General features: G+C 51.1%; 13 protein-coding genes and 1 pseudogene. All 14 read right to left on the bottom strand.

The window, feature by feature from the left end:
- Window positions 1-187: 187 nt before the first annotated feature.
- The 14 genes and pseudogenes from NYE29_RS11610 to NYE29_RS11545 all read right to left on the bottom strand — a co-directional run bounded on the left by NYE29_RS11610 (window position 188) and on the right by NYE29_RS11545 (window position 17,452).
- Window positions 188-975 (bottom strand): annotated as a pseudogene (locus NYE29_RS11610) (SDR family oxidoreductase).
- A gap of 113 nt (window positions 976-1,088) precedes the next feature.
- Window positions 1,089-1,943: a diguanylate cyclase domain-containing protein gene (locus NYE29_RS11605; protein WP_076110964.1), complete on the bottom strand. Its 855-nt coding sequence runs from the start codon at window positions 1,941-1,943 to the stop codon at window positions 1,089-1,091.
- A complete protein-coding gene (locus tag NYE29_RS11600; RefSeq protein ID WP_340896064.1) occupies window positions 1,933-4,029 on the bottom strand; it encodes a cellulose biosynthesis cyclic di-GMP-binding regulatory protein BcsB in 2,097 nt (698 codons plus the stop codon). Before NYE29_RS11600 ends, NYE29_RS11605 begins: the two co-directional genes overlap by 11 nt.
- Window positions 4,030-4,072: 43 nt before the next feature.
- Window positions 4,073-5,323 (bottom strand): glycosyltransferase family 2 protein, encoded by a 1,251-nt coding sequence (locus NYE29_RS11595; protein WP_076110961.1) that lies wholly within the window; start codon window positions 5,321-5,323, stop codon window positions 4,073-4,075.
- A 29-nt stretch (window positions 5,324-5,352) separates the two neighbouring features.
- Window positions 5,353-6,894: a hypothetical protein gene (locus NYE29_RS11590; RefSeq protein ID WP_076110959.1), complete on the bottom strand. Its 1,542-nt coding sequence runs from the start codon at window positions 6,892-6,894 to the stop codon at window positions 5,353-5,355.
- Complete coding sequence (wsfD, locus tag NYE29_RS11585; RefSeq protein ID WP_256718118.1) at window positions 6,891-8,432, bottom strand: glycan biosynthesis hexose transferase WsfD; 1,542 nt, start codon at window positions 8,430-8,432, stop codon at window positions 6,891-6,893. The genes NYE29_RS11590 and wsfD overlap by 4 nt, the downstream gene beginning before the upstream one ends.
- A 46-nt stretch (window positions 8,433-8,478) precedes the next feature.
- Window positions 8,479-9,447: a hypothetical protein gene (locus NYE29_RS11580; RefSeq protein ID WP_256718117.1), complete on the bottom strand. Its 969-nt coding sequence runs from the start codon at window positions 9,445-9,447 to the stop codon at window positions 8,479-8,481.
- A 387-nt stretch (window positions 9,448-9,834) separates the two neighbouring features.
- Window positions 9,835-10,815 carry an ion channel gene (locus NYE29_RS11575; protein WP_340896062.1) on the bottom strand — a complete coding sequence of 327 codons (981 nt, stop codon included), beginning with the start codon at window positions 10,813-10,815 and terminating at the stop codon, window positions 9,835-9,837.
- A 128-nt stretch (window positions 10,816-10,943) separates the two neighbouring features.
- On the bottom strand, window positions 10,944-11,336 hold the full coding sequence (locus NYE29_RS11570; RefSeq protein WP_038597825.1) for a DUF350 domain-containing protein: 393 nt from the start codon (window positions 11,334-11,336) through the stop codon (window positions 10,944-10,946).
- Window positions 11,333-11,995 carry a signal peptide protein gene (locus NYE29_RS11565; protein WP_340896061.1) on the bottom strand — a complete coding sequence of 221 codons (663 nt, stop codon included), beginning with the start codon at window positions 11,993-11,995 and terminating at the stop codon, window positions 11,333-11,335. The genes NYE29_RS11570 and NYE29_RS11565 overlap by 4 nt, the downstream gene beginning before the upstream one ends.
- Window positions 11,988-13,205, bottom strand: a complete 1,218-nt coding sequence (locus NYE29_RS11560; RefSeq protein ID WP_340896060.1) for a glutathionylspermidine synthase family protein — start codon at window positions 13,203-13,205, stop codon at window positions 11,988-11,990. Before NYE29_RS11560 ends, NYE29_RS11565 begins: the two co-directional genes overlap by 8 nt.
- Complete coding sequence (locus tag NYE29_RS11555) at window positions 13,202-13,894, bottom strand: hypothetical protein (protein WP_076110953.1); 693 nt, start codon at window positions 13,892-13,894, stop codon at window positions 13,202-13,204. Before NYE29_RS11555 ends, NYE29_RS11560 begins: the two co-directional genes overlap by 4 nt.
- 22 nt (window positions 13,895-13,916) lie before the next feature.
- Window positions 13,917-14,123, bottom strand: coding sequence for a hypothetical protein (locus NYE29_RS11550; protein WP_038601107.1), 207 nt, complete (start codon window positions 14,121-14,123; stop codon window positions 13,917-13,919).
- 230 nt (window positions 14,124-14,353) lie between these two features.
- A complete protein-coding gene (locus NYE29_RS11545; protein ID WP_340896059.1) occupies window positions 14,354-17,452 on the bottom strand; it encodes an ATP-binding protein in 3,099 nt (1,032 codons plus the stop codon).
- Between the last annotated feature and the right edge of the window lie 3 nt (window positions 17,453-17,455).

Here is a 17,455-nt window from a genome sequence, read left to right as displayed (position 1 = left end):
TAACATGAAGCCATCTCTAGGTCTATTTAAGCAAAGATACTTAGACGAAGGGAAATGCGTAATTTAAACGATCAAATTACGCCACTCCATCATACGCGATCCCGCCCCCGGAGTCAATCCTTTGTCCCATTTTTATTCCTATTCTCTTGCGGTAAATGGCATACTATTCCTTCAGTTTCTACGGATTCTATAGCGACTTTACCATGCCGCCGTCAACCAGAAGACATTGTCCGGTTATGTAGGTATTCGCGAAGGACCCCATGAATACGGCGGCCTTTGCGAACTCCTCCGGAGTGCCTGTTCTCCCAAGCGGAATCTGGCTAAGGGCCTCCTGCTGAACTTGCTCCAGCGGGACAGCCCGGGCTTCGGCGCGTTTGCCGTCAAGCTGCATAATCCGGTCTGTTCCGATGCGCCCAGGTGCAACTGAGTTAATCAGAATTCCCTCCGGGGCAAGCTCGGTCGCCAGGCTTTTGGTCAGTGCGTTCACACCGGCCCTGAACACATTGGACAAAATCAGCCCCTGGATCGGTTGTTTAATTGAAACGGAACTTATGCCAACGATACGTCCGCCACCCGCTGCGCGCAAATACGGCAGTGCTTCCCGAATCAGCGCACCGTACTCATCAGCGTAAGCTCAAAGCCGCTGTTCCAGTCGGCATCCGCCATATCGGCAAACCCTCCACCTGGCGGTCCCCCGGCATTGGTGACCAGCACATCAAGGCCCCCAGCCTCCTCAGCCGCAGCCTGAACCGCCCGCCGGATATCCTCCGGGCTCGTCACATCCATTTCCAGTATGGCAACCTGCTGACCGGTCGCCTCCTCAATTTTGTCCCGGGCCGCAAGAAGCTGCTGGCGGTTTCGGCTGGAAATGGTCACCTTTGCTCCCTCTCGCGCAAATTCCAGAGCAGTTGCCAGTCCCAGTCCCTTGCTCGCCGCCGCCACAAATACCGATTTTCCGTTCAGACCCAAATCCATGCTTCTTCCTCCCTGCTATGTAGATTGAATTTAAGATTAACCCATTTGGGCGAGGACGTAACTACGGTGAATATTTGGACTATTATTAGCTTGTCCTGGATTTTCATATTAAATTAAACGTCATATTCGAGCTGCTTCTTGGCCTGAACAATGAAATCAAACGGATTCTCGATGGTTTCGGCCTCATATTCCACAGCACCAATCTTCAGTCCCAGATTTACCTTGTATTTGGTGGAGAACTCCGTATCGTTTAATTCCTGAAGCTTAAATTTGATCCGTTCAATGACAATCTTAGCGCCTTCCCGGTCGGTAAACAGCAGCAGCCCCCAGGTAGCATCGTCCTTATCCAGTAGATACAGCGCATCATTGGTACGGATGCTGGACTGGCTGAGCTGGGATACATCATAGATAGCCTCGGACAGTTGGTCATCCGGAATCAGCCGGCGGATCTCGCTCCAATATTTCACCTTAATCACAAGCAGCGTAAGCGGGATCTTGTAACGGGTGGAGATGCCTGTAAAGAGGCTGGCATCCTTCTGGAAAGACACGCTGTTCCGCAAATCGGTATTCTCGTCAACCGTGGCCAAATTGGCGGATTTCTTCATCAGCCGCTCGTTCTCTGCCTGCAGCTCGCGGCTGCTTGTAGTGAAGACCCATAACACTACGGTAAGCAGCGGTGTCATGATCAGCCAGAAATAGGTGTCTACACCGATCGTTTCCCCCTGCGATACCGTCTGGTAGACGATAAAGAAACCATAGCCGAAGATGAAGGCGAGATTCAGCGTGAGCCCGGCGGTTACCGTGGTGAAATAGGTGACCAGCGCCAGCAGAAACGCAAGATTCAGAATGATGATATTCTGGATATAGTGATCCGGCGAACCGGAGATAAATACGATACATATGAATATCAGCACCAGGAAGGCCAGAAAGCCCAGGTCGGATATCAGTCCGCTGCGGTTACGTCTCACGCTGATCACCACGTTTCTTGAAATGTTTGCGAAGCAGCAGAAGCAGCGCCACAAGCACCAATGTGACCACAAGCACGACTGCCACCACAAAGCCCAGCACATCGCTGCGGGCTGTAATTTGCTTCAACACCGAATCCTTGGCCGCACCGGTAATCGTCTTGAAGCGGTAAGCGCCGACGTTGCCGTCTTTATCAAGGATGACCCCGTCGCCGTACACCTTCCACTTATCCTTCTCGGTAGAAATCAGCTTGGAGGCCACGTAATAATCCTCCGAGTTGACCCCGGTTACTGCCAGCAGCCCGCGCCCATTCTCATACGGGGAATCGACAAGCTGCAAGGTTCCGATTTCTGCACCATACTTCTCTTCAATACTCATCTTCTCATTCGAGAGGAGCGTTGAACCGTCCGTATTGTAACGGAAATAGAGCTTGTCGTTATTGTCCCGGATTACCTTATTATTCTTGTAGGAACCTATGGCAATGATATTGTTATTCTTCAGATTATCGGCACTTACATCATCCGTATAGTAGTGGATATCTCCAGTATTGCCGCCGGCATACCGACCAAGCAGATTGAAGACATTGCCCAGACTTTGATAGGAGTAATCATCCATCTCAGCAGGCAGCACAACGGCAACATGGTTATAAATTTCATCGCGCAGGAATGGATACGGATAGTTATTGAACAGCAGTTCCGTGCGGTCCTTTGTATTCAAATGCATCGCTGATTCCTTGCCTATATAGGCCCAAGGCATTTGCTCTGTATTCGGCGTGCAGACGGCACTTGCCATTTCCAGATCAAAAGCGACCGTGACAGAGAAGTTTCCGGAAATATTCAGGCTTTGCGGCACCGATACATTCAGGGTATCACCATTAGCCAGCTCCTTCGTCAGCTTCTTGCTGCCAATTGGCGTATTGTTAATACTCACTGTAACCAGGGACCGCTCAAAATCAAGATTCTGGGCATAGCGGAAATCCAGACTGATTTTACCGGAATCGGCAATGGAACGGTTAGAGGGCAAGGAAACAAAATAAGTCCGTTCCTGATGATTGGGTCCGGTCAGCTTGTCCCCCGCTTCGGCAAAGGTTACATTCGAACTGATGGAATAGGCCGGATCGGCAACTTCGGTGGCATCATCAACCGCCTTCACATCACTGCTGATCTGGCTGAGCAGCTCCTGGCTTGCGAGCAGCCGTCCGGCTTTGATCAGCAGGCTTTCGTCCTTCGAGGTTACCACCAGCGTTGGGCGGGTATCCTTCTGGACCAGCTGAATGAGGGCATGGGTGCTGAGATCCTCAGTGGAGCTTAGGAGCTTCTTCAGTCCGGCGGGAACATGGTCGTACATCGCCACCACGACCACGAAACCCTTGTCCTTGATCGTATCCTCCCGGTAGGGCAGCAGCGGAATCGTCCGGTCTTCCAGCGTGTTCCCCTTTACCAATCCCGACAGAGCATAGGTGGCAGACTCCAACTCGGAGCCGCTGGCATTCTCCGGTAAAGCAATAAGACTCTTATTGCTGTTTAACGTATCAATCCCGGAGAATCTTTCCGTGAAGTCACTGATGCCTCCGGTTAGTGCTTTCGGGGTGTACACCACTGCAATACTGGAGGTGTTGAACAGATGCAGCCAGCTGCCCTGCTTGTTGTCCACATAGCATATTTGGTCATCTGCTGTCGTAGTCCGCAGATTCCCTTGAATGCTCAGTACGTTGCTGCCCTCTCTCAGGAACCCTTTAGGTGCACTAAGGCTTAATCTCTGCTCCCCGTTATTCTGCAGTGACGGCCTGAACGAGTAGAATGGACTGCCGTTAAGCGACAGGGTGACACTCGAAATCTGCTCCGCTGTAATTTGCGAAACTTGAAAATGCAGATTGATCTTAAGCTCATCTACATTCCAATAATCCATTATTGTGAAATTCTGCTGCATGGAGCTGGTTCCCGAAAAGGCAGTATCCGTTGCGGTAAAGGATGTCTCATAAGTCAGCCTGCCATCTCCGGGAAGTGCCGGCGCGGCAGAAGCCGCAGGGAGCTGAATCAGGAGCAGGGAGAAGCAGAGCACCCATAACAACATCTGTTTTTTTATCATATTCCGTATCTCCTGTGCATCTTATTTCTCTTGCCCCGGCGCTTTAATAGCGTTCGGTTTTGTACCATTTGGCTTCCCGTTTGAAAATGACGTCCTTAAGATAGTTGTATAAACCGTAAGCGGCGACAACCATCCAGAGCTGGCAATACGAAACATACATCAGCAGAATGATCCATAGATTAGACAGGCTCATCTCGCCCTTCTCCGTCGTCAGCGTGACGAAGATTCCAACCACGAATAGGATGATTGCAAGCAGCCACAAGAAGCTGCTGAGTCCGGCAATCGTAGTATGAACATAACCCATCGCATGGAGAACCAGCAAGATATCCGATGTCACAAGCGAGATCAGGAGCAGGAAATAGATCGACAAGTAATACAGGATATCGAAGCGTATTTTGGCAGCCGACTTATTGAAGAGCAGCGGAATGTTCTTGACGATTACATAGATGTTGCCTTTCGCCCAGCGTGTCCGCTGCTTGAACCAGACCTTCACCGTCTGCGGCTCCTGCTCCCAGGTCACCGATTTCGGCTGGAACTTGATCCGGTAGCCCATCATGTAAATCCGGAAGCTGATCTCGGTGTCCTCAGCGATTGCTTTGACATCCCAGCCGCCGATACTCTCTACAATAGACCTGCGCATAATAAAGTTGGTGCCGGGAATGGTGCAAAGCTTGAACAGCTTCCACCGTCCCGCCTGGGCCATCCACTGAAAAGACAACGTCTCAATATTAATAAACCGGGTGAGCAGGCTCGCATCACGGTTGCGGGTTCTGAATTTTCCGATTACCGCGCCAAGTGTGGAGTCGTTAATAATCTCCGCCACCAGATAGCGCAGCGCCGTTCTTTCCGGTGTATTGTCAGCATCATAAATGGCGATCAATTCGCCCTTGCTGCGGGCAAAACCTATATTTAGCGCATTGGATTTGCCTTTGCCGCCCGTGACCGCATCCGTGTTAATGATCATCAGATTGCGCTGCGGATGTCTTTTCTGAATGCTCCCCAGCAGCAATGCACTATTATCCGAGGAGTTATCATTAATGACAATAATCTCATAACGGTCATGCGGGTAATCGAGGGCCAGGAGCGACTCTACGGTCTTGCTGATGACCACTCCCTCATTGTGTGCGGGAACCATGATGCTGACAAAGGGATACTCGCCCTTAATCTCGGGGACATCTTCATTTTCCGTTGTGATGTAATATAAATATCCCGCGATGATTAAAGCCACATTCACAAGCAGCAGCGACCAGATGCAGATCACCGCGATCACCATCAGCACATCCGATATCGTCATATTGTTCTCCTACTATTGATAAATTTTCTTTATTTCAAATATTTTCTCCGGTACATCCTGTAACCGACAACCAACAGGCTGCCGAACACGAGCAGAGAGATGATGATGACCACAATAAAAAACTGATTTTGCGCACTGAACAGCCGGGTGAAGCTTTTGACCTGCTCCTTCTGATACTGGTAATCGCTGTCCACCACTTCCGGGGCATACCCGACATTAAGTGCCTTGCCGCCCATTCTGATGACCCCGTCTACGGAGGCAATAGTGTTCGTATCGGTAACTACCTTATGGGCTCCCTGCTTATAATCGGCAAAAGAGATCCAGCTCTGCTCCACCGTGCGCAGCATGGATTCCAGTCCTTCGTCGTCCTCCGGAAGATCGACAACAACCGCGGTATCCAGCGGTAACTGGGGCAAGGCCTTTCCGGTATGCCGCAAACTCAGGAGGAACTCCGGCGTCACACTGTACAGGCTGGAGGCAAAAACCGCCGAAGTGTCGGTCTGCTCCATATACCGGGCTTCTTCATCCGGATACAGCACAGCTGAGTCGAAAAAGCCCATTCCTGCCCCCGCATACTCTTTGTCGTAGGTCCAGTATCCTTCCGCTCCAATACCCAGCGGTGCTATACCGCCCGCCACCAGCACATTGATGAACCCGTTCATCTTGCCCTTCAGTGAGCGGTCGCTCAAGCTGATAGGCGGTCTTACCGCAGGGGCATTCACCACAATACTGCCGTTGCGGGATTGCACAATTCTCAGCGCCTCCAAATAACGCTCCATCGCCGGGAAGCCGGTGTTTCCAAACACCGGCCGGACACTGGCAATGAACGGAATTCCGTTCTGATAGAGCCGGTCTGCTGTCTTCTCCAGCAGCTCAAAATCCGAGAACGGATAAATCTCCTTCAGCACCAGATAGGTTTGAGGTACCGCAGAAGACGGAAGCCAATCCTTCAGTACATAAGCCATTGCGATAGTACTGAAATTGCCTTTCTCCAAATAGGGTACATAAGTATATTGTCCCCGGCTCACGGCATAAGGCGCCTGCAGACTGCCGCCCTGAAATGAAAAACTGCCGTAGGCATGCGTTGCCTTGCTCGCCGCAATATAGGGCATGTCTGACACATTCAGGCTGACTCCGGAGAACTCTTCTATAGAAAGGCTGGCATATTGCCCGTGAAATACAGCCGTGGATAGCTGCAGCGTCTGCTTCATCTTGACTGGGATGTTGTAACCAACATGCAGAACCTTCCCCGGATAATTATCCACATCTTCTAAATACGCCTTATTCGTAATGGCAAGATCTTCACTGTTTATGACTGTTATCACGCTGGAGTACGATGCCAGTGTGCCTTGCTTGTATTCATCCAGACTCAGTAGTGTAACTTTGGTGCTGTAGGCGGCCAGCAGCCGCTGAAGCTCCGTGATATTGCCATCCCGGGGCGTTCCTTTCGCCAAGCTGTCGTATAGCAGCAGGGTCTGCTGCGGAGCGGGAGCGGAATGTACGGGAACCGGAGCCGGAAGCAGCAGTGCGAATATAACCAGCAGCAAGCCTATGATCCTCTTGCGGTTCAAGCACTCACACCCTTTTCGGCTACGGGATATTCGCCTGCAGGGGCGGCAGGGCTCGCGGGAGTCGCGGTTGAGATTTTCTTTTTCAAGAAGAGCCCCCGTCCAATGACACTTGATACGGTAAAGAAGGTCACCAAGTCAAACGACAACGTAAACAGGAATTCATGCTTGGCAATGTCGGCATCGCCCGCTCCGATAATAGATACAAAGATACCGGACAGCCCCACCAGCATCGTCGCTATAATCAGCAGCAGTCTCTGCAGGCCTCTGAAATTCCCGGCTTTCGCTGCCGTCACAAAGGACGGCGTAAAAATCCCTATAATAACCGCCATCCATAAGAGAATAAAGGCGAAGGTTCGCGGGGCCAGCTTTTCTTTAAGCATACTGTAAAGGGTGAAGAAATGGCTTTGCGCACGAAATTCCTTACCTACTGCTTTCTCGTAGTTGCCCATCGCCGCAGGCTTGATGGTATAGGCGCTTTTCGCGGCAGTATCCAGTATAGAGCCCATCTGGGCAGGATTGGCCAGATAATATTTCAGGACCGAGACAAAGCCGTACTGGCTGTAGAAGTCCTTCTCCAGAATGTCCGATTTCACATCAACTGTGCCGTATTGGTCGTAATACGTATTTTCCCTTAGAATCGCGTATTGCTCGTTGATACCAAAGGACTTCAGGGCCGTTTCCGGATTGTCGGATTGCATCATCACACCGCGGGTCATGGCATGATATTGGTTAATATTCACGAACTCCTTGGAGATGTTCAAATAGGTTGCAACACCCGTGATCATCATCAGCGCCGCAGCAGCAATAGTAAGCCAGCGGAAGAGACGTTCCTTCCGAATCCAGATAAGCGAAAGCGCGAACAGGGAAATCACCATGCCCACCGGAGCATTCTGCTGCTTGGAGGTCGTCAGGATCAGCGTACTGATCAGAAACACCGCCAGCATGGCATAATCATTGTATCTTCCGCGGTAGAGAAGCAGCCATGAGGCGAACATGAACAGCATAGTAATCATCACAATGCTCTCGCCAAAGAAGGAATTGAAATACGCCGTATAGCCGGTATCTCCGAAGATAACAATCGCAATGACCGCGGTGACCATCCCCCGTCTGCGGGACATACGGCAAGTAACAGCCTCTATTAACAGATAAACAGCTGCGACATAAAGAATCAGATAAATGGCTGCCTGAAAACGGATATCAAAGACCTCTTTGCTGAAGAACAGCTTATTGACGCCAATCGCCAGCTTAATAAAGAGGGATTGGGAGGAGACCAGCATGGAGCTGTTCTCATTATAATATTGATAGATGCCGAACTGTTTAACAAAATAGCCAAAATACTGGCTGTCATAATCCGGCAAGTTGAAGTAGAGGCCGTTGCTATAAATAATGCGGAAAAAGTCGCCGTTATCGGCCATCCCCACATAGGGAGCCGTAAACAGGGCGAAGACTGTAATGATCAGTACGCCAATGGCCGCTGTCAGAGCAGGGGTTACCGTTAAATTAACAGAGATTAAACCTCTGCGCAAAGGTATTTTCATTGTATTGTCATCCATGCGGGTTCACCTTCGTTACTATTAGATTAAATTAGTAGGAATAAGCGAGTAAGGCCATAAGATTGTCAAAAGAATAGGCTTGTCCCGTCTCAGGATTTCCGAACCCGCCGTATAGGACACTCCCTGTATCCGTAACTCTAAATTCGTTCATTCTTTCTATACTTCTGCTATAAAGAGAGTCGTCGCCGATCTCTGCGCCAATCATTGCCGTAAGGGCATAAATTGCCGTGGAGCGGATATCATTGGCCGGCTGGCCGTCCCTGGTGTATTGCCCGTACAGCGTTCCCGCCTCTACCTGCTCCTTGATATAGCGGACACTCTGTGGTTTCTGCCGGTCCACCTCAGCCAAATTCAGAATACTCAGCAGTGATTCCACCGTATTGATCTTTTCCGAGCTATAGTTTCCTGTCTTATAATTAAATCTCGTTTCATAGAACGGGAACTCATCTGACAAATACCCATCCTCGAGAATTGCGTTCATGTTGTGTAATAAAATTCCGCAAATTTCGTCATTTATCGACAAATTTTGCAAGACATTCAGATTAATATAACATAAAGTAACAAAGTCATTGGTTACCCGGAAATCATTGTCATAGAAATCGTACATATATCCATCTTTTACATTATTGCGGTAAAAAGTCTTAGAATATTCGGCTGCTTCGTTCGTGTATTCCTTGTTGGCAAAGGTGTCTCCTGCTGCATATAGCGCGCCGATCAAGCGTAAATCATCAACGGCGGCATTAAGGGGGTATTGTTTTTGGAGTTTCGGACTATAACGATAGCTGAAACCGCCCTCTGTACTGAACGTTTGCTTCGCCTTTGCCCATTCTGAGGAGAACAGCTCCTTATTGCCGCTCAGTACGGCGATCCTCATCATGAGTGAAGCAGACTCGCTTAGTACTTCGTGGCCAGTGGCTGCTTCTGCCGACTGGTCAGTGTCCTGCATATTTGTATAGACGCCATAAGGACCTGAAAGCTGTTTTGCAATGAATGTGTACAACTCTTGTTCCTCTTTATCTATATGGACGGCTGGTTGGCTCTTCAAGGGAGTAGGGGATGAAGGCAAAGAACCCGTGCTGGTCTCCGGGGAAGATATCGGCTGCTCCCCATTGCTCTTGCAGGAGGCCAATAAACATAGAGACAGCATAATAGCCGCGGCTTGAACGCTTTTATTTCCCAATCTATCACTTCCTTTAGAGATAGCATTAAGGTTTCGATACTATTATAACGGTAATATAAGTCACTAAATGTAGATTAATGTTGATCATTATGTGTCAAATCAATAAAAAATATCTAAATATTTACATTTTATGCGCCGAATAGACAAAAGCCGCCCTACAGGGCATTTACCGGCCCGGGCAGCTTCATTTTTATGCATATAATGGCTCTATCCTTTAATTCTCCGGTACGTCTCCTCATCCGACACAATATATAATCTGGCATTTTGCGGAATGGGCTGATTAAGCTTGCGGTTGATGCTCAGGTCGCTGTGGTCGGACAACAGGGTTGCCCCCCGCGAGAGCAGATCCTGAAAGGCATCTCCGTAGGTTTGCCAAGCGGGATTCCGCGGGATCTCATAAATGTCGTCGCCATGCTGGCGGCTGAGCAGCTGGGTGATCACTTCCGAATTCCCCTCCTGCAGGGCGGAACGCACAGCCAATCTGGAGATGGCATCATGTGACAGCACGAACTCATTCACCTGGACATGCCGGAAATTCTGAATATTCTTCTCCTGCATAATCTCTACAGTAGTATGTACCTGCGGGGCGATCCGCTCAATGCTCGAAGCGATCAGCAGCGACTTGCCGTCAATCAGCGAAGCTTCGTCGATCCGGTTGTCACCGAACACAATGGCTGCCCTTGCTTCATGAATGTTGGCCTTCTGCAGAATTTCATCACTGGATGCATCGCCGCTGATAAAATGAACCTGTTCCATATGCTCCAGCGGATGACGCCCTGATTCGTCAATAATGACGATCTTGCATTTCGGTGTGTAGCATAGAATCTCTTCGACGGCTGCCTGCGTTTTGCGGCTCCAATTAATCAATACAATATGATCTGCGGCGTGAAAGCTCAAGGTTCCCGCTCCTCTCCTTCTCTGCACCTCTCCCATGGCCTCAACAATCTTTCCGATGACCAAGCTGAGCAGGCCGATGCCGAACACGTACAAAAATATGGTGAACAGCTTCCCCATTACCGAAGTCGCAAAAAAGTCACCGTATCCAACGGTGGCCATCGTAGTCATGACCCAATAGAAGGCGTTGAACCAGTTATGAAACGTACCCGGCTCCAGAACAAACGCGATGGTTGCGCTCAGAACAATAAAAAAAAGGATTATCAGCCCAATCGACTTCTTCTTTAGACGCATCAGCTTTCCGGATATTCTGAGTAAAAAATGCACCCTTCCGCCCCGCTTCCGATGTTAAATAGGGCTGCCGCACCGTGGCCCGGCACGCGCAGCCTTAGTCTGCCGGCCCCTGGAGGGAGCCCGCTGAATTAAATGATCAGACTGCTGACGGCAAAGGCAGTTCCGATGAATACCAGGCAGAGCATTGTGCCTACGGCCACATTCCCTTGCTCCAGCTGTTCGGAAATCCTGAAATTGGGGGTAAACAGTTCAAAGATCCAGTAAGCGGCGATCAGGCAGACGTAACCTACCGCAAACCATAACATCATGTGCCAGATAGAAGTATTCGTATATGCCGCTACGCCCAGTACGATCGCTGTGGCCAGAAATTTTCCTCCCAGCGCCAAAGCTACCGCTACATTGCCTTTCTTCAATTCCTCCATATCCTTGAACGGAGTCATCAAGCCGAATACAACCATGCCAAGCACCTGAAGCAGAATAATAGTCAGAACGCTGACTATCAAATTAATAACAATCGTCAATTGGCCCACCCCCGAAATTTCGCATAAGCCGAATCATAATCGGCAAAATCATGCACTTCCTCCAGCACCACGGAGGCTGTCTTTTCTTTCTCCAGCGCCGTATAACGCTTGTCGTCAATCGGCTGCTTGATCCGGTTGCCGGAAGGCAGCTCAAGCACGGCGAAGTTTCTTGTCTTCTCCTTGAACTTGGTCTTATAGACTCCGACAAGATCCACATCGGTGGTAATAGATACCTTTAGATTCTTCAGATCCTCTGCAGCCGTCTTCTGGTCTCCATACGATTTAAGCGTGGACCAGGCGGACAGGCGGATCTCATTCTTCTGGTCAGCATCCGTAACCAGCTCGGCATCCATGAACTGCAATGTCCAGATCTTATCCCCGGTGGCATAGTTGCCATCGTTCGGGAGCAGCTCGTTATCCGGCAGAACCGTCATGTCGCTGCCGATCAAATCACCCACTGTGCTCTCCACTACCCTGTAATCCCACGGCACACGGGATACACTGTCCGTTGTTTCCGCTGCAGGAGTACCTGTATGAAACACACTGTCCTCATTGCTTGAGCATGCGCTCAGCAGCACCGACAACAGCAGTATTCCAAGGATCGCGCCCAACCGAATTACCCCGAAGCGCCCGGTCCGCACCCTTCTACTCTTACTCATCTCCAAGTTCCCTCACTCCTAGCGCGATAAAATGACTGGCATTGCCTGTAATCGGTCCGCCTGCCCGCCCGAGCAGGCCACAAGGTTTCCCGTTAATGACGAACATGCCGGTGAGCAGATGAAACTCCCCTTCCGCTGTCTGAATCCGGGCCAATTCGGCTCTTTTCTGATAGACGGTGGGGAATAGTGTACTGCTGTCAAAACCTTCCTCGTCCTGCAGCTCAAGTGTGCCGTTGTCATCGAAGAGACGTACAGAACCGCCTTCACGGCCGAATACAGACTTCGAGACAAAGCTCCCGGAGAATACCGGCTTATTGTAGGTCGGCAAAATATAGCGGGAGATCGCCTCGCGCTCTTCCTCACTAAACAGCAGTCCCAGCTCATACATCCCCCATACCGCCGCAATCAATCCCTTGGACTGCAGCAGGATGCTGTGCGGTCCGTTGAATAACTCCAGCTGTCCACTCTCTACGGCGTAGGCGAGCGCATCGCCGCCTTCGTCTACCGCCATCCATTCCTTGGGATAGAGGGCGAACATCCGCTGAATAACCCGGTCCTCTCCATCCCGTACAGTCCCTTCATCAATCCATAGTTCAAGACAATCCACGCACTTGATATCCAGGCCGCTGTGCTTCACAAGCGCCTCAATCGTGCCGGAGTCTTCCTGTTGGGAACCGTAGGCGACACAAGCTGCCGTGTCCGGCCGTTCTGTGCCCCAAGCCGCCGCAAGAAGTCCCTTCATCGCTCCATTGGGGCTGGCGATGCCAGCCTGCTCGCAGATCCAGGGCGTAGCGATGGAGGCCTCCACATAACCGGTAGGCGTATCGGCATTCAATTCCAGCAGCTTAATCGCCCCGTTGTCCGCCACGGCGAAATCGAACCGGGCATAGAGGCTGATGCGGCCCGGCTCCGGCAGCGGGCATTCATCAAGCATCTGCCACAGGACGGGGGGAATGCCGAGCAAATCATATAGATCATGTCTACGGTGGACATAGCGGACTGTTTTGTCCAGTATAGCCCACAGCTTGACCGAGGCTTCTTCAAGTTCCTGGTAAGTCTCGCCGCGCATCACCGCAACGGCATCAAGCCAGTATTCTTCATCCTCCAGGTCTGCCCAGGTGAAGCCAAGCTCATGCAGCTTCTCCACCCTTGGTGCCCGTTCCAAGCCCGATTGATCCACAAATTGAAAGACACTCTCTGCAGAACTCATCCGCCGAAACCGCTCTTGCTGCTGGAGCTTTTGCCAGCGCTTGATTTTGACGATGAGGAGCTTGATTTACTGCCGGAGCCTAAACCGCTGGATGTGCCCCCAATGCCGCCTTTCTTCGAGGATGTCCCTCTTCTCGTGATGGAGCCGGTAGAGGAAGTAGAGGTTTTCGGTTTTGCCACAGATCCGGCTACCTTTTTGTTCTGGAAGCTGCCGCTGCTGTAGGTCGGCGGCTTGTAGGTAGTCCGGGTTCCTCCGTAATAGGTCGGCCGGTCATTGTACCAGCCTCTGGAGGAGTAGAACGAGCCGCTGTTAAACAGCATGTGGTACAGCAGCATATCATCCCAGCCGAAACCCGAGCTGTAGCCGCCGTAATTGTTAATGACGGTTGTCCCGCCGGAGGTTACTACCCCGCTGCCCTCCTGCACGGTCTCTTCCACATTCTCTTCCGGGTACGGAATATTCCAGTCTACATTTTTATCAAAATAGGCTTTGACCTCTTCGGTGGACCAGGAGACAAGCTTCGGCTCTTCGCCCGAGCTGCCGCTGGCACCAGCCCCGCCCGGTACAAACAGTGCATTGGCCAGCAGTGCAATCCCTAGCGAGGTGGACAATACCCGCAGCGGCTTGCCTTCCGCATTGAACAATTTGGACACGGCGGGTTCTTTAGTATTTTCATCTTTTCCCAACATGGGCCCCTCCTTTCCTGACAATTTATCCTTCAGCACGCATCGGAACCAGCAAAAGCTCCAGCTTCCCCTCGTCCACGTTCAGCCGTCCTTCCACTGCCTCATACTCCCGGCTGCCCACTACAATATAATTGACATGTTCCAGGGCAGTAATCATATTCATGCTCCAGGTACGTTCCTCGATGACACGCAGATCGCCTTCCGGCATTTTTTCAAACAGGATGACCTTCATTCCATTATCCACTTATTACCCTTCTTTCCTGATAACTGTTTATGCTTCTGATACGCTGTAAGCACAATTTCGTTTCATGAGCCCGCAGTCCATCCCTATCTATTTTATCTGTTAGGGTCCAAGTAAATTCTAGGGTATTGGAATAATATTGGCAATCGGAAATACGTGAAAGGAAGTCTGTTCACAATATGTTCCGAACCCGGCTATTCATTGGCAGTCCGGATGGATGCCTATTTTGCTCTGTCTATGGATGGATTCCCTCTGGGGATGGTGTAAGAGATCGTAGTTCCCCTGCCCGGCGTACTCACAATCATCAGACCGGTTCCGTATATTTTGAGCAGCCGCCTCTGGATATTCCTCAGGCCGATGCCTCCTTCGGAGTGCGCGTCGGACAACACTTGTTCAATCCGCTCCGGAGTGATGCCCACCCCATTGTCAGATACCGCAACAACGAGCTGCCCGGCCAGCAGCTTAACGGACAGATTGACGGTCCCTCCGGCCATTTTCCGCATCAGTCCGTGGTTGATCGCGTTCTCCACCAGCGGCTGGATGCTGAGCGGAGGGACCAGTTCGCGCAGACCTTCCGGCACATCAAACTCGATATTCAGCCGCTCATCGAATCTCGCCTTCTCCAGCGCAAGATAGGACCTCACCAGCTCCAGTTCCTTTCCGATCGGCACCGTCTGCCCGCGGTTCTGGAAATCAAAGCTGCTGCGCAAGTATTGGCTGAGATCAAGCAGCAGATCGGTCGCCTTATCCGGATCATCGGGACAAACCGAGATAATGGCATTAAGCGCATTATACAGAAAATGAGGTTTAATCTGGGCCTGCAGGAAGGCAATTTCCGTCTGTACCGACGTACGGATGGACTTGCGCATATCCAGCAGCGTCTTCACGCGTGCCCTGAATTCCCGCAGCTCTACCGGCTTGCTTAAGTAATCATTGGCCCCCGCCTCAAAAACAGCCTGAATATCTTCCGGGCGGCTGCTGCCTGTCAGTACTAGGATCGGCAGTTCGGATAAAACAAACCGCTCGCGAATCGCCTTGCATAACACCAGCCCCGGCATTTCAGGCATTACCCAATCCATAATGATCAAGTCCAGTTCGGGATGATTCTGCATTTGTATAATCGCATCAGGCCCGCTGCCTGCGGTAATCACTTTATGCTGCTCCAGCTGCAGCGCATTGGCCAGCACCTGGAGATTGACCGGATCATTGTCGACAACAAGGATGTAGCAGCATTCCCCTTCAAGGGGAAGCGCAGGCTCTTCTCCTGGAGACTCCAAAGCCGCTGCCGACTCCCAACCGGTAATCTCCAGATAGTCCTGATCCAGAAACGCTGTTCGTTTCTGCAGTATCGGCATCGTGAAGCGGAATACCGAGCCTTGACCCGGTTCAGACTCGGCTTCGATTCTCCCCCCGTTCAACTCTACCAGCTTTTGGGTGATGCTGAGGCCAAGGCCGTTTTCCCTGTAGGTTTTTTGGGCGGCCGCCCCTTGCGGATCGTACGCGTCAAAAATGGTACGCAAGCGCTCTGGAGCGACCCCTAAGCCAGTATCCGCTACAAAGATAGCAACATACTCTTCTTTAACCTCGGCAGACAGGGTTATCACACCCTGAGGGGTATTATTCACAGCATTTGACAACAGGTTGAATAAGATTTGCGACAGCCGCTGCTCATCTGTTTCTAGCAGCGGGAGAGACTCCGGCAGGTTCAGCTTGAAGACCAGACGGGAATTGCCCGATACATGGCGGGTAACCTCCATTACGGAAGAAGCTACCCTCCGCAGGTCCACCGCCTGCCGCCGCAGAAAGAAATCCCCGTGATTCAGCCTGGCGAAATCCGACATATCATTAATTAATGCAGACAGCCGCCTGCCGGTAGAGACTATCATGGACAATTGACCGGTTTGCTCAGGAGTTAAAGCCCCGGCTGCACCCTCGGCCAGCGTCTGTGCAATGTTTACAATGCCCTGCAGCGGCTTCCGCAGCTCCTGCGAGGTATCTGCCATAAAGTCGTCCTTCAGTCCGTCAAGCGTCAGCAGCCTGCGTGACAGCTGCTCCACTTCCAGGAAGGAGGCAGCGTATTTGCGGGTCATTAGCGCAGCTTGAAAGAATCCGAACAGAATGATCTCGTAGGAGGTAATAACATAGCTGAGGGCAAGGCCGGTAAACGTAAGCAGGTAACATAAAATGACGATGCTTAAGCTCTCAATACTGACCATCATGAAGAACATGTTTTGCGTGTTTTGTTTCGTACCTTTAACCATGGAATAGAGGACAAAGCTCAAACTTATGGAGCCCCAGGTCAAGAGCAGCCCCTCAAGATAGCTGAACCAGTAAGCAGGCACAAATATAGCGATAAGCAGCAGGACGACAGTGATCACCTTAGAGCTCTTGATGACCGCCGGAGGCATTGGATAGTTTACCGAGTGGGCAACATATCTGAGCAGATAAAAATAAACCAGCGTGGATGAAGCCAGCTGCAGCTTGAGTACAATTTCATAAGGCAGGCCCGGAAGCGCGAAGGAAATCAGCTTCTCCCCGTGGGTCAGTACATAGACAAAGGCCGCTGTGCAAAATAATCCCAGATTTAAAGTAATGCCCCGGCTTTCCTTTACTCTGGAGAACATCAGCAGAAATAAGGAGAGGGCAAAAAAACCAAACAGCGTTGCACCGTCCACAAAAAGAGCGAATTCACGGTGCTTCAAAATGTCGGCCTGATAGCCAATCACGACCGGCAGAACAATTCCGCCGGAAGAGTAGCTGTAATTGGCCACCTGGACAATAATCTCCAGCTTGTCGCCGGATACGGCTGCGAATCCCATGTAGGGGTAGTTTTCTTGCCGCCCCTCAGAAGAGGAGGCAGACGGACTTCCACTGCTGCCGATCTCCTGTCCGTTCACAAACACCTTGCTTGCCGTGCGGATGTTGGCCGTCCGAAGGCCGTAAATAACATCCTCTCCATAGGGAATCATGGCCTGCAGCCGATAGGTGGCATAACCTCTGGCTTCTGGGCTGCCGGTATCCGACAGATAACGGTTCCATTTCTCCGGCACCTCGATTATGGTAGAAGCCGTCACTCCCTCCCCGCCCGGATCAGCTTGGCTGAAATTCCCCGGCGTCAGTAGCGCATCGCGGTATAATTCCCATTCCCCGTTCAGCTTCACCACGCCGTCATGGCGGAAATCCCAAGCCCGAAGATCCATGACCCCTTGGCGTGAGACCGGCATATCTTGCTGGCCCGTAAAAAGATGAAGGACCGAAAGCAGCGGCAATAGGGATACCAGCAGCAGACTCCCGAGAATACGCTGCCAATATTTCAGCATATT

This window comes from Paenibacillus sp. FSL M7-1046 (assembly GCF_038007405.1).
Lineage (GTDB): Bacteria > Bacillota > Bacilli > Paenibacillales > Paenibacillaceae > Paenibacillus_AQ.
Note: the sequence above shows the minus strand (reverse complement) of the source record. Positions and strands in the feature narration are given on the sequence as shown.

Coding starts and splice junctions, on each gene's coding strand:
- NYE29_RS11600 (WP_340896064.1), bottom strand. CDS start 4,029: ATGATAAAAAAACAGATGTTGTTATGGGTGCTCTGCTTCTCCCTGCTC.
- NYE29_RS11595 (WP_076110961.1), bottom strand. CDS start 5,323: ATGACGATATCGGATGTGCTGATGGTGATCGCGGTGATCTGCATCTGG.
- wsfD (WP_256718118.1), bottom strand. CDS start 8,432: ATGAAAATACCTTTGCGCAGAGGTTTAATCTCTGTTAATTTAACGGTA.
- NYE29_RS11575 (WP_340896062.1), bottom strand. CDS start 10,815: ATGCGTCTAAAGAAGAAGTCGATTGGGCTGATAATCCTTTTTTTTATT.
- NYE29_RS11565 (WP_340896061.1), bottom strand. CDS start 11,995: ATGAGTAAGAGTAGAAGGGTGCGGACCGGGCGCTTCGGGGTAATTCGG.
- NYE29_RS11560 (WP_340896060.1), bottom strand. CDS start 13,205: ATGAGTTCTGCAGAGAGTGTCTTTCAATTTGTGGATCAATCGGGCTTG.
- NYE29_RS11555 (WP_076110953.1), bottom strand. CDS start 13,894: ATGTTGGGAAAAGATGAAAATACTAAAGAACCCGCCGTGTCCAAATTG.
- NYE29_RS11550 (WP_038601107.1), bottom strand. CDS start 14,123: ATGAAGGTCATCCTGTTTGAAAAAATGCCGGAAGGCGATCTGCGTGTC.
- NYE29_RS11545 (WP_340896059.1), bottom strand. CDS start 17,452: ATGCTGAAATATTGGCAGCGTATTCTCGGGAGTCTGCTGCTGGTATCC.